Origin of the sequence: Mycobacterium sp. UM_Kg1 (assembly GCF_000972925.1) — a bacterium.
Classification (GTDB): domain Bacteria; phylum Actinomycetota; class Actinomycetes; order Mycobacteriales; family Mycobacteriaceae; genus Mycobacterium; species Mycobacterium hiberniae.
In genome coordinates this window covers 16,956-29,819 of the sequence record NZ_JRMK01000043.1, presented here as the reverse complement: position 1 = coordinate 29,819, position 12,864 = coordinate 16,956, and the positions used below count along the sequence as shown (strand labels likewise).

Sequence of the window (12,864 nt, the reverse complement as noted above, 5' to 3'; positions counted from 1 at the left end):
CATCATCGGCTACGGATTCGCCGCCTCGGTGCTGCCGGTGTGGATGCTGCTCGCCCCGCGCGACTACCTGTCGACCTTCATGAAGGTCGGCACGATCGCGCTGCTGGCGGTCGGCATCGTGATCGCCCACCCGGTGATGGCCGCTCCGGCCATCTCCGAGTTCGCCCGCACCGGCGACGGGCCGGTGTTCGCCGGTTCACTGTTTCCGTTCCTGTTCATCACCATCGCCTGCGGCGCGTTGTCCGGATTCCACTCGCTGATCGCCTCCGGCACCACCCCCAAGCTGCTGGAAAAAGAGAGCCAGATGCGCCTGATCGGCTACGGCGGCATGCTCACCGAGTCTTTCGTGGCGGTGATGGCGCTGATCACCGCGTCGGTTCTGGACCAGCATCTGTTCTTCACCCTCAACGCACCCGTCGCCGCCACCGGCGGTACCGCCTCGAGCGCCGCCGCCTACGTCAACGGGCTGGGGCTCAGCGGCGCGCCGGTGACCGGCGAACAGATCGCCGATGCGGCCGCCGCCGTCGGCGAACAGTCCATCGTCTCGCGCACCGGCGGTGCCCCGACGCTGGCCCTGGGGATGGCCGACGTGCTGGGTCAGGTGTTCGGCGGGCCAGGACTCAAGGCCTTCTGGTACCACTTCGCGATCATGTTCGAGGCCCTGTTCATCCTGACTACCGTCGACGCCGGCACCCGGGTGGCACGGTTCATGCTCGCCGACGCGCTGAGCAACCTGGGCGGACCCCTGCGCCGGCTGGCGAACCCGAGTTGGCGGGTCGGGGCGTGGGCGTGCAGCCTGGCCGTGGTGGCCGGCTGGGGTTCGATTCTGCTGATGGGCGTCACCGACCCGCTCGGCGGGATCAACACCCTGTTCCCGCTGTTCGGTATCGCCAATCAGTTGCTGGCCGCTATCGCGCTGACCGTGGTCACCGTGATCGTGATCAAGAAGAGCCGGGGCAGCTTTGGCCTGAAATGGGCTCTGGTGCCAGGCATTCCACTGCTGTGGGATCTGACCGTCACCATGACGGCATCGTGGCAGAAGATCTTCTCCGGAGACCCCCGAGTGGGCTACTGGACGCAGCACTTCGCCTACCGGGCCGCCGAGCGGGCCGGTGAGACGTCGTTCGGATCGGCGGCCAACGCCGAACAACTGCATGACGTCGTGCGCAACACCTTCATCCAGGGCACGTTGTCGATCGTGTTCGCCGTCCTGGTGGCGGTGGTGGTGATCGCGGCAATCATGGTGTCACTGCGGGCGATTCGTGGTGCGGCTTCGACCGGCGAACCACCACCGGTGCCGTCGCGGCGGTTCGCCCCGGCCGGACTGATCGCGACGGCCGCCGAGCGGGAGGTGCAGGCGCAATGGGACGCCCGTTCCGCGGTTTAGGGCGGGCCGCCCGCCACATCGGCTGGTACTGGTCATCGCTGTTGGGCGACAACCATTACCGTCGTTACCTGGAGTACCGGCGCCGCGCGCATCCCGGCGAACCGGTGCTCTCCGAGCGCGACTACTGGCGGCGCCGCCATGACGCAACTCCCGGGGCGCGCTGCTGCTGATCCCACCGTGTCCAAACCTCAATGAAGCCGTGACCGTCTCGTGGGCATGTGCTCACGGACTATCGGCACGAATCTCCCTAGCATCAACGGCGATAACCCAAGTCAGAAGATGGGGAAGGTATGCCGACGATGTGGACATCCGTGCGATCTGCAATGGTGGTGATCGGTGTCGCGGTCACAACGCTCGTGACGCCCGGACTGAGTTCCGCCGCCGCCACCCAGCCCCCAGTGACCGGGATCGCCTCGATTCAGCCGGCGTCGGGCGCTGTCGTCGGCGTCGCGCACCCGGTCGTGGTGACGTTCTCCGCACCGGTGCGCGACCGAGGCGCCGCCGAGCGCAGCATCGCGGTGCGATCCGACCCGCCGATGACCGGAGCCTTCGACTGGGTCGATGACACCGAGGTCCAGTGGATCCCCGACCGCTACTGGCCGGCGCACAGCACCGTGGCACTGTCGGTGGGCAAGCGATCCGTCGACTTCAGCACGCGCGCAAAGGTGGTGGGGGTGGCCAGCATCTCGGCACACACCTTCACCGTGACCGTCGACGGCGAGGACGCCGGCCCGCTGCCGACCCCGCACCACCGCCCGCACTGGGGCGAGGACGGGGTGCTGCCCGCCACCATGGGCAAGACCGAATACGAGACGCCGACCGGCAACTACACCGTGCTGGCCAAGGACCGCAAGGTCGTGATGGACTCCAGCAGCGTCGGCATCCCGATCGACTCCGCCGAGGGCTACCGCTTCGAGGTCGAGCACGCGGTACGCATCACCCGGCGGGGGCTCTATGTCCACTCCGCGCCCTGGGCGCTGCGTTCCTTGGGGCTGGAGAACGTCAGCCACGGCTGCATCGGACTGAGCCCCACCGACGCGGAATGGTACTTCGACCGGGTCAACATCGGCGACCCGGTGATCATCACGGAGTGATTGCGCGCCGCTGCCTCTAGGACGCCGACGCGCCGCCGAATTCCACCGGCATGGCATCGATCCCGTTGATCCACGGCAAAACCGACCGGGACGGGCGACCAAGCCGGCGGATGTCGGGAACGATGTCGGCCAGGGCGCCGAAGATCAAATCGATCTGCATCCGGGCGAGGTTGGCCCCAATGCAGTAGTGCGCGCCCGGTGCCCCAAAACCCAAGTGGGGGTTCGGGCTCCGCAGGATGTCGAACGTGAACGGGTCCTCGAAGACCTCCTCGTCGTAGTTGGCCGAGCCGTAGAACATGCCGACCCGCTGGCCCTTGCCGATGAGCCCCCCGCCGAGCTCGGCATCGCGCAGGGCGGTGCGCTGAAAGGAGATGACGGGCGTCGCCCAGCGGACCACCTCGTCGGCCATGGTGGCGGGCCGCTGCTCGACGAACAGCCGCCATTGATCCGGGTGGTCGAAGAATGCCAGCATCCCCTGCGAGGTGGCGTTGCGGGTGGTCTCGTTGCCGGCCACCATCAGCATCATCACGTAATAGCCGAATTCCAGCGGGGTCAGCTGTTCACCGTCGATGGTCGCGGTCACCAGGGCGGTCGCGATGTCGTCCCGCGGGCGGGCCTTGCGGTCTTCGGCCATCTGGTAGGCGTATCCCAAAAGTTCGGCGGAGGCCTGCATTCCGTCGGCCCCGGCATCCGCGTCGCCGTTGCCGCCGCCCACCAGACGATTGCTCCAGTCGAAGACCTGCCGGCGCTCGGCGGCTGGTACGCCGATCAGCTCACAGATGGTCGCCAGTGGCAGTTGCGAGGCGACGTCGGTGACGAAGTCGCCGGTGTTGTGTTCGGCGGCCGCCGAAACGATTTCGCGGGCTTGCCGGTCCAGTGCGGACCGCATACCGGCGACCACCCGGGGGGTGAATCCGCGTGAGACGATCCTGCGCAGCTTGGCGTGCTTGGGTCCGTCCAGGAACAACATGATGTTGTCGCGGCTGGCGTCGGGGAGTTCTTGATTGCTGGTGGTGTTGGTGCGGATCAGGGAGCTGTTCTCGTGCGAGGAGAAGACCTCGTCCTGCAGCGATACCGCCCGAACATCGGCGTGCCGGGTGACCACCCAGTAGCCCTCGTCGGGGTAGCCGGAGACGCCGAACGGCTGCGCGTTCCACCAGATCGGTTCGCAACGGCGCAGCAGCGCGAACTCCTCATGCGGAACCCGCTCGCCGATGAGGCCGGGATCGGTGAAGTCGAACCCCTCCGGTAACAGGCGCCGGGTCTCGGTCATCGCGCTCCCTTTCGCTCTCGCCTACCGGCGTCCGCCGGCCCGAACGGTCACCGTCGGTGACACAGACCGGTGCGGGGACACCGAAAAAGACCGGCTCGGGCCGGATACGGGGGCAGCCGCCGCTCAGCGGCGCGCGCGCAGAAGCGTGGCGCACAGACGCGCTCACGCGACAGCCCGGTGGGCGGAACCGGGACGACGCCCTGCAGCGCAATCTCAACGCCGCCGACGGTGGGGTGCTGCACGCATGGCCCCCTTCTCGCAGAGGCGATCGTATGCCACCGATCCTGGGGACGTAGCCGATTCAGCCAAGCCGTGGCATGGCTGCTCTGGCACACTCAAGGCGATGCGTTCTGAGTTGCCCGCCGGGACACCGCCGCTGCGCATCGCGGTGCTCGACGACTACCAGGGCATCGCCGAAACCGTGGACTGGTCGCCCATCCCGCGTCCCGTCACGCTGCTGGCGATCCGGGACCACATCAGCTCCGAAGCCGAACTCGCCGTCCGCCTGGCCGACTGCGAAGTGGTGGTGGCGATGCGGGAACGAACGCCGATCGGAGCCGGGCTGCTGGCCCGGCTGCCCGCGTTGAAGTTGCTGATGACCACCGGCGCATTCAACGCCGCCATCGACGTGGCCGCCGCCCACCGCCTGGGGGTCACCGTGTGCGGAACCGACGGCACCGTCGCGCCGACAGTCGAACTCACCTGGGCCTTGATCCACGCCCTGCAGCGTCATCTGATCGTCGAGGACGCGGCGCTGCGGGCCGGGCGGTGGCAGCAGACCGTCGGCACCGATCTGGCCGGCGCGACGTTGGGGCTGGTGGGCCTGGGCCGTATCGGCCGGCGGGTCGCGGCGGTGGGCCGCGCCTACGGCATGCGCGTGATCGCGTGGAGCCCGCACCTGACCCTCGAGCGCGCCGCCGCGGCCCAGGTGGAGCTGGTCAGTCGGCGCACGCTGTTCGAGACCGCCGATGTGGTGTCGCTGCACCTGGTGCTCGCCGATTCGACCCGTCGGCTGGTCGGCCGAAGGGAGCTGGCCGCGATGAAACCCAGCGCAATCCTGATCAACACGTCACGGGGCGGGTTGGTCGATGAGGATGCGCTGATCGACGCGCTGCGCGCGGCCCGCATTCGCGGTGCGGGGCTCGACGTCTACGACCGGGAGCCGCTGCCAGCCGATCACCCGCTGACCACGCTGCCCAACACCGCGCTGACGCCGCATCTGGGTTATGTGACCGAGAACTGCATGAACATCTTCTATCGCGATATCGTCGACGGAATCGCCGGTTATTGCCTAGGCGAACCGCGGCGGCTGATAAACCCGTGACGCAAGCCAGCGCTCAATTCGATTAAGACATTCTGTAACAATTCAGCGGCACTCGGATAACTTTTTCACAAAGAGCGGGTGTCGCCTCTGATGCCACCTTTTTCGGTAAATGAAAAAGGTCCGCGAGCAGTTGCTCGCGGACCTTTATCCAGCCGTGCTATTTCGTGCCGCCCGCCAAACCGATGGGAGCGCTGATGGCGTCCGTCATCAGGCCCGCGATGGGACTGGCCGCGGCCGCTCCAGCGGGACCCGGCGCCACCAACGGCACGGGCGCAGGCAAGCCGGGCACCACCGGTATCGGGGCGATCGGAATCGGGGCCACCGGCCCGGGCAGACCCATCGGCACCGGCCCGGCCAGATGGGTCAGGTCGGCCGCAGACGGCCCACAGGGGACCTCCGTGCCGGACACCAGCGTCGCATCCCCGGGCCCGGGCGCCGCGCCCGCGATACCCGGCGCCGCGCCGACCGGGCCGGCGACAGGGACCGCACCCGCAACCGGAGCCGCAACCGGGGCCGCGCCGTCAGCCGAAGACAGAGCGACGACACCGCCCGCACACACCGGTCCCCCCAGAGGCAGGGACCTGACGGGAACAGCCCCCGCCTGACCACTGACAATTACTGCGCCCGCATAAAAGCCGATTCCGGCGAATATCGCCTTACTGAGTCTCCCGAGGCTCTTCACGCAAAACTCCGATGATTAGTATCCAGCCCCCCCGGACTTGCAATCTGATGACTGCAAAAAGAACCGTATCACATGCGTGTAAGTAGGCGGCCCGGCCAATGAATTCGTTACCGATCCGATGCGGAGCGAGCACCGGGACTCTCGTCTGCCGGATATCGCGTCGCAATTTCCGCGCGATCGGCGCACAGCGACCGGAAAACCTCTCAAAATGAGTGGAGCTAAGGGGACTCGAACCCCTGACCCCCACACTGCCAGTGTGGTGCGCTACCAGCTGCGCCATAGCCCCGCGTTGTCGTGCTCATCGAAGCTACACCACAGCCGCACCAAGGTTCAAAACGCCCCCCCTTCCGGCCTGATTTCAGGCCGGATGCTGGGTCTGGTGCAGCCCGTAGGGCACCGCGTCGAGCAGCGTCACCGTCACGCTGGCGCCGCTGGGCACCTGATAGGTGCGTTGCTCCCCCGGCCGGGCGCCGGTGATCGCCATGCCCAGCGGCGACTGCGGCGAATAGACCTCAAGCCCGCCCTGGTCGTCGTCGCGCACCCCCAGCAGGAAGGTCTCGGTTTCGCCGTCGCTGTAGCGGACCGTCAGCACCATGCCCGGCTCGGCGACCCCGTCGTCAGGCGGGTCCTCACCGACCACCGCCACCGCCAGCAGGTCGTGGATCTGATGGATCCGGGCCTGGCGGGCCTGCTGTTCGTCGATGTCGACGCTGCCCGAATCCCCTTGCGGGGCGGACAGTTCCGCCAACTCAGCCAGCAGCTTTTCCTTGGTCTGCGGTGTCATCCAGACACCGTTCGAATCAGTCATCGACAGTTCTCCTTTACCACAGCTTTTGATTCCCCAGCTCGCCGACCCCGACCGGGTCAGCGCAACGGATCCAGGTCACGCAACACGGCGGACTGTTTGCCGGTGGTGATCTGCTCGGCCAGCAGCCGGCCGGTCACCGGGCCGTGCGTCATGCCCCACATACCGTGCCCGCCGGCGACGTAGACGCTGCGCGGGCACACCTCCCCGACCAGTGGCCGCCCGTCCGGGCTGACGGGCCGTGGCCCCACCCACACGTCGGTGCGTTCGTCCCAGCGGACACCGTCGAGCAGAGGTCCGGCGGCTGCGACGATCGCTTCGACGCGGGCCGGCGCGACCGGGGAGTCGGGATCGCCGAACTCCATGGTGCCGGCAATCCGAAGACGGGCGCCCAACGGCGTGCAGGCCACCCGGGCATCGGGCAGGTAGATCGGCCCGGTGACCGGCTTGTCCACCGGCACGGAGAACGAGTATCCGCGTCCAGCCCGCACCGGCACCCGGACCCAGCGTGCCGCCAGCCGTGACAGCCACGCGCCGCTGGCGATCACCGCGGCCGCCGCCGTCAGCGTCGTGCCGTCGCGGGCGGTCACGGTGACGGCGTCACCGCTGGGCGACACATCGGTGACGTCGAGCACGTGCAGGGCAGCGCCGCGTTCGACCACCGCGCGGCCCAGAGCGGACACGAATCGCCCCGGGTCGAGGAAGCGCTGACCGTCGATCTGCACCCCGGCGGCGACCGCTGAGGAGGCCAGCGGCACCCGTTCAGCCAGTGCCGCACCGGTCAGTTCGGTGCTGAACACCGGCTGACCGGCCTCGGAGAACCGGCGTAGTTCCTCCAGCCACCGCTCGGCATCTGCCGAGGTACGGAATATCGCGGTGAACGGCGCATGGGTGACCGGCGCGTCGACCCCGTTGGCCAGCAGGACGTCGTAGGCCTCGATGCACTCCGCGCTCAGCGGCGCGTTCGCCCGCACCGCTCGGCGCCACGCCGCCGGGCGGCTGTTCAGGGCGAAGCGCGCCAAAAACGCCCACAGTGCCGGTCCGGAGTTCAGCGGCACCTGCAGCGCCGCGGTCCGGCTGAACAGGGACCGCAGCCCGAAGCGCAGATTGGCCGGTTCGTTGAGCGGAATGGCCAGTGCCGGGGAGATCCAGCCGGCGTTGCCCCACGAGGAGCCGGCCGCAACGCCGACCCGGTCCACCAGGGTGACCTCGACGCCGCGCTCCTGCAGAAACCAGGCGACGGACAACCCGACGATGCCGGCACCCACCACGATCACCGACCGTGGCGCACCGTCGATCCGGTTGGCCGCATCCATTACTCCATGATGCGACGGCCATCACCCGCCCGGTTTGACCGATTCGCACAACAGCGGTCTTAGGGTTTGTCGGGTTCCGACATGCCACCGGCGGCGAGCTCGATCATCGCCGCGAACCGGGTGCGGGGATCCTCCAGACCCAGGGGCGTGACTTCCGCCATCTTCCGGAGCCGGTAGCGCACCGTGTTTTCGTGCACGCCCAGCTGCTCGGCGGCCCGCGCCGAATCCCCCTGGGCATCCAGCCAGGCCCGCAGCGTTGCCACGTACGGCGTGTTGTGGGTGGCGTCGTGCTGACCCAGCGCCGCGACCGGCCCGCGGGTCGGTACCCGCCCGGCCCGTGCCGCGGTGTGCAGGCGGCGCAGCACGATCTCGTCCCAGGATTCGTCGTAGGCCGGCGGCACGCCCTGCGGCGACCCCGCTTCGTGCAACGCCAGGCACTCCTGCGCCTCGCGGCGCGCAGCGGCCAGCTCGGCGGCCGTGGCGACCGCACTGATCCCGGCCAGCACCCTGACATTGGGCGGCAGCACCCCGGCCAGGCCACGCACCCACTGTCGGGCCACCTCGGCATCTTCGGCCGGCAGCAGCGTGTAGACGGTGTCGGCGGCCAGGGCGCTGCGCCCGGGACGAGACCAGCCGAATCCGGTGGTGACCGCCTCGAACGCCAGGAGCAGCCCGGCGTGGGGTTGCGTGGCGAGGCGTGTGTGGACGGCGATCACCCGCAGCGGCGCCTGCGGCAGCCCCAGTCTGGCCACCAGGGCAACGGCATCGGCGGGGTCGGTTCCGTCGTCGAGGAGCCGGGACACCCAGTCCGACTCGACCTGCCGTTCCAGATCTGCGCTGGCGCGCGACCTCAGCAGGTGCAGGGCGACGGTGCGGGCGCCGTCGGACAGGGCGGTCAGACGCTCACCGCATAAGGGAGCCGGAGTGGCCACCCAGACCGCCCCCAGCAGTTCCCGGCCGGCGCGCACCGCCACCGCCATCCGGCCGGTCAAACCGTGCGCGGAATCGGCAGCGACGAACAGTGGCTCGTCGTGCAGTTCCAGATGCGTCAGGACGCCGCGCTGCGCGAACAACGCGCGCACCGCCTCGGACTCCTGGCGGTTCAAGATGGTCGCCGAGCGCGCCGGGTCGGCATGCCGCTGGCCACGGGAGTAGGCCATCAGCCGGCCCGATTCGTCCTCGATGGTGACGGCACCGGCCACCGCTTCGGCGAGGCTGTCGGCCACGGCGAACAGGTCGGTGGGGCCGCGTCCGGATTCGGTCTCCCGGCCTTCGAGCACCAGCCCGTAGACCACCGCGGCGAGCTCACTCCAGGACACCGCCGCGTCGACCACCAGCACCGCCAGCGCCTCGCCCTTTGCGACGAAGGCGGTCTTGTCCTCGACGTCGCGCACCAGCACCGCGGCGGCTTTCGCCGCCACCGCCCAGCGCACCGCTTCCTTTACCGAGCGGGCACCCACCGCCAGCAGGACGTCGCCGACGACGACCCGCTCACCGCTCACCTCGTGCATCACCACACTGCTCAGCGATGTCGTCCTCGGAATGGAGCAGAACCTCAGCCGAACCCCGTAGCTGCCCACCACGTTGACCAGCCGGTCCAGTGTCACCATCAGCCGAGCCTAGCCACGCGACGTCCGCGACCCCGCCGATCGGCTCGCTGTCCCGGGTCTCGGGCGCCCACACCCACGTGACCGCCGCCACCAGCAGCACCACACCGCTGATCGCGAAGCCCCATTCGAAGGACAGCCGCTCGGCGATCTGGCCGACCGCGACCGACCCCACGATCGAGCCGAGGTCGGCCATCATCTGATAGGTCGCCACCGCGGTGCCCGCCCGGGCCTGGTTGCCGACGAGGTCGGAGATGACCGCCTGCTGCGGGGAGCCGTAGATGCCCGACGCCACCCCGGTCAGATACGCCACCACCAGGAACACCGCCACCGAGGCGCTGGCGCCCAACAGGACGGTCGTCACGCCGGACGCCGCCAGCCCGATCATGAGCAGGCCGCGGCGCCCGATCCGGTCGGAGAGCTGACCGCTGGGAAGCACCGCACAAACGTTGCCGACGCCGACTGTGGCCAGCGCCAGACCCGCAAAGGCCGGTCCCCGGTCCAAGACCTCGGTGATGAACAACGGCAGCAGGGCGACCCGCAAACCAAACACCGACCAGCCGGTGGCGAAGTTCGACAACAGCGCGGAACGGTAGGCACGATTACCCAACGCCGCCCGCACCGACACCGTGGGCCCGGTGGACTCCGCCGGTTCGGCCAGATGCGAGTGGCGCAGGCTGACGAACACGCCGGTGGCCGTCACCAGCAGCACCGAACCGTAGAACAGGAACGGGGCGTTGAGGCCGAATCCCGCGGTCAGGCTGCCCAGAATCGGCCCGCCCACGGTGCCGAGCAGAAACGCGGTGGCGAACATGCCCGCGACCCGGCCGCGGGCGTCCTCAGGACTGATCCGGATCATCAGGCCCACCGCCGCGATGAAGAACATGGTCGATCCGACGCCGCCGAGCGCGCGGAAGAACAGCAGCTGCCAGTAGGTCTGGACGAAGGCGCAGGCCATGGTGGACACCGAGACGATCAGCAGGCCGGCCACGTAGACCTCGCGCTCACCGCGGCGTTGCACCAGCAGACCGCTGACCGGTGCGAAGAGCAGGCGCGTCAGCGCGAAGGCCGTGATGAGGAAGGTCGTCGCGGAGATGCTCACCCCGAAATGACGGGCATAGACCGGCAATACCGGCGACACCACCCCGTAGCCCAGCGCGATCAGCACGTTGGCGCCGAGCAGCACCCAGATCTCCCGCTGCAGCCGCGCAGGGGCGGCCGGAGAGTCGGAAGTCACCCGATAACTTTAGACAGCCTCGGTAATCTCTGCGTCGAGAGGCTTGTCGATCGACAACGCCTGCAAGAGCGGTGCGCCTTGTCGTTGCGGCGCGTCATCATTGCCGGGAGAGCACCGTGGCCAGCACCGCAGCCTGGCTTCCGTCGAGGTCTCGGGTAGCCGTCACCAGGGTCGCGGTCCGGTGCCCGCGGGCCAGCGCGCGCAGGCCGGCCAGCGCGGTGGCGCCGGCCTCGGTCTGCAACTCGGCCTCATAACGGGTGACGAACTCATCGAAGCGCTCGGGCCGGTGGTCGTACCACTTGCGCAACGCGGTGGACGGCGCGACATCTTTGAACCAGTGCCCCACCCGCGGATCGTCCCTGCGCAGCCCACGGGGCCACACCCGGTCCACGAGAATCCGCTGACCGTCCTCGGCGCGGACGTCGTCGTAGACGCGCGCTACCCGGAACGTGGTGGCAGGGCTCATGCCCCAGGCTATCGCCGCTCGGCCCGGCGGCGCTGACCCGCGCTAGCCGTTGCGCGGCCGCATTCCGAACCGCCGCCGCCCTCGCGCCGAGAACGCACGCATGACGGCCAGTGCGATCCCCATCCGGCGCTTGGATGACGGGTACCACAACAGTTCGGACTTCTGCGTGGGCACCCGAGGCGCCGTAATCGCCTGCTGCCGGCAGTATTTGATGATCCCGGCGGCACCTCCAGCCCGGTAGCCGATACCGGACTGTTTCCAGCCGCCCATCGGCAGCCCGGGGCAGAACACATTGACCAAGGCGTCGTTGATGTTGACCGCACCCACTTCCAGCCGGCGCGCCAACCGCTGCCCGCGGCGCTTGTCTGCGGTCCACACCGTGGCCGACAGTCCGTACGGCGAGTCGTTGGCCAACCGGACCGCCTCGTTCTCGTCGGCGACCTTGATCACCGGCAGGGTCGGGCCGAACGTCTCCTCGGCCATGCAGGACATCTCCGGGTTCACGTCGGCGAGCACGGTCGGGGCGAAGTAGGTGCCCACGCCGGTGGGTTTGCCGCCGGCGAGCACCCGCGCGCCGGCCGCGGTCGCCTCCTCGACGTGACGCGACACGATGTCGCGCTGCGCCGCGGTGGCCATGGCACCGGTGTCGCCGTCGTGGCCCTGCTGCATCCCGCCGACCCGGGCGGCCAGCTTCGCGACGAACTCGTCATAGACGGGCGCTTCGACGTACACCCGTTCCACCGACACGCACACCTGTCCGGAGTTGAACATGCCGCCCCAGGCAATGCCGTTTGCGGCCCGTTCGAGATCGGCGTCGGCCAGCACGATCGCCGGGTCCTTGCCGCCGAGCTCGAGGCCGTAGGGAATCAGCCGTTCGGCGCACGCCACCGCAACCTTGCGCCCGGTGGCCGTCGACCCGGTGAACTGCAGGAAGTCGGCATGCTCGATCAGCGCCTGGCCGGTCTCCCCGTAACCGGTGGCCAGGCCCAGCACCGGCGGGGCACCGATCTCGGTCCAGCCCCGCACAAACTCGACCGCCGACAGCGGTGTCACCTCGGAGGGCTTGAGCAGCACCGCCGCGCCGGCGGCCAGCGCCGGCGGTACGTCGAGGCCGGGCATGGCGAATGGGAAGTTCCACGGCGTGATGACGCCGACCAAGGGATACGGGCGGTAGGCGGTGGTGAAGCGCTTCACCTGATAGACCGGGCTGTGCGCCTTGGGATGCCGGTCGGCGAGAAACTCCTTGGCGTGGGTGGCCCAGTAGTTGATGGCGTCGCCGGTGGCCACCGCCTCGAGGCTGGCGTCGACGTAGGACTTTCCGGTCTCGGAAATCAATACCTCGGTGATGTGGTCGGCGTGGTCGAGGATCCACTCCTGCCACGCGAGCATCCAGCGCTTGCGGCCCGCCGGACCGAGCTCCTCCCACTCCGGCTGCGCCGAAACGAGTTGGGCGGCCTTGGCTGCCACCGTCTCGGGGCCGTCGACCGGCACGGTGCCCGCTACCGCGCCGGTGGCGGGGTTGTGCACGGTGATCAGCGACTCTGTTGGGGACTGCACGGCGGTCATATAGCGCTCCCGATCTCGGTCCTGCGAGGAAGCTGTGACCTCGCCGTAGGTGATGGTCAGATGCTGCCTGGGAATTGTCAAGGGTCAACGAGCGGCGAACTTTGCCC

The 12,864-nt window shown here is 68.9% G+C and carries 12 protein-coding genes and 1 tRNA gene; 4 read left to right on the top strand and 9 right to left on the bottom strand.

Annotated elements, in window-relative coordinates:
• From LI92_RS09185 to LI92_RS09180, 3 genes are all read left to right on the top strand, one after another.
• Window positions 1–1,387, top strand: a 1,387-nt coding sequence (locus LI92_RS09185) for a carbon starvation CstA family protein (RefSeq protein WP_046318252.1), incomplete at its 5' end; no start/stop codon positions are given.
• Window positions 1,363–1,557: a YbdD/YjiX family protein gene (locus LI92_RS22255; protein WP_082109632.1), complete on the top strand. Its 195-nt coding sequence runs from the start codon at window positions 1,363–1,365 to the stop codon at window positions 1,555–1,557. The genes LI92_RS09185 and LI92_RS22255, both read left to right, overlap by 25 nt.
• 129 nt (window positions 1,558–1,686) lie before the next feature.
• Complete coding sequence (locus LI92_RS09180; protein WP_152665401.1) at window positions 1,687–2,481, top strand: L,D-transpeptidase; 795 nt, start codon at window positions 1,687–1,689, stop codon at window positions 2,479–2,481.
• A 16-nt stretch (window positions 2,482–2,497) separates the two neighbouring features.
• On the opposite strand, the gene LI92_RS09175 is transcribed toward LI92_RS09180, so the two are convergent.
• Window positions 2,498–3,754: a cytochrome P450 gene (locus LI92_RS09175; RefSeq protein ID WP_046318250.1), complete on the bottom strand. Its 1,257-nt coding sequence runs from the start codon at window positions 3,752–3,754 to the stop codon at window positions 2,498–2,500.
• 343 nt (window positions 3,755–4,097) lie between these two features.
• Here LI92_RS09175 and LI92_RS09170 point away from each other — a divergent pair, with 343 nt between their 5' ends.
• Entirely contained in the window at window positions 4,098–5,078 is a 981-nt protein-coding gene (locus LI92_RS09170; protein ID WP_192830016.1) for a D-2-hydroxyacid dehydrogenase family protein, read from the top strand.
• Window positions 5,079–5,235: 157 nt separating this feature from the next.
• On the opposite strand, the gene LI92_RS23010 is transcribed toward LI92_RS09170, so the two are convergent.
• The 8 genes from LI92_RS23010 to LI92_RS09130 form a co-directional block, all read right to left on the bottom strand.
• Window positions 5,236–5,487 (bottom strand): hypothetical protein, encoded by a 252-nt coding sequence (locus LI92_RS23010; protein ID WP_133055667.1) that lies wholly within the window; start codon window positions 5,485–5,487, stop codon window positions 5,236–5,238.
• 486 nt (window positions 5,488–5,973) lie between these two features.
• A tRNA-Ala gene (locus tag LI92_RS09160) sits at window positions 5,974–6,046 on the bottom strand.
• Between the two features lie 72 nt (window positions 6,047–6,118).
• Window positions 6,119–6,568 (bottom strand): GreA/GreB family elongation factor, encoded by a 450-nt coding sequence (locus tag LI92_RS09155; RefSeq protein WP_046318249.1) that lies wholly within the window; start codon window positions 6,566–6,568, stop codon window positions 6,119–6,121.
• Window positions 6,569–6,624: 56 nt separating this feature from the next.
• Window positions 6,625–7,881, bottom strand: coding sequence for an NAD(P)/FAD-dependent oxidoreductase (locus tag LI92_RS09150; RefSeq protein ID WP_046318248.1), 1,257 nt, complete (start codon window positions 7,879–7,881; stop codon window positions 6,625–6,627).
• Window positions 7,882–7,940: 59 nt separating this feature from the next.
• The gene (locus LI92_RS09145) at window positions 7,941–9,491 is read right to left on the bottom strand and encodes a PucR family transcriptional regulator (RefSeq protein ID WP_046318247.1); all 1,551 of its coding nucleotides are present in this window, start codon (window positions 9,489–9,491) and stop codon (window positions 7,941–7,943) included.
• The gene (locus LI92_RS09140; RefSeq protein ID WP_286134970.1) at window positions 9,373–10,725 is read right to left on the bottom strand and encodes an MFS transporter; all 1,353 of its coding nucleotides are present in this window, start codon (window positions 10,723–10,725) and stop codon (window positions 9,373–9,375) included. Before LI92_RS09140 ends, LI92_RS09145 begins: the two co-directional genes overlap by 119 nt.
• A 97-nt stretch (window positions 10,726–10,822) precedes the next feature.
• Entirely contained in the window at window positions 10,823–11,191 is a 369-nt protein-coding gene (locus LI92_RS09135) for a DUF488 domain-containing protein (RefSeq protein WP_046318246.1), read from the bottom strand.
• 42 nt (window positions 11,192–11,233) lie between these two features.
• Entirely contained in the window at window positions 11,234–12,757 is a 1,524-nt protein-coding gene (locus LI92_RS09130; RefSeq protein ID WP_046318256.1) for an aldehyde dehydrogenase family protein, read from the bottom strand.
• Window positions 12,758–12,864 lie beyond the last annotated feature (107 nt).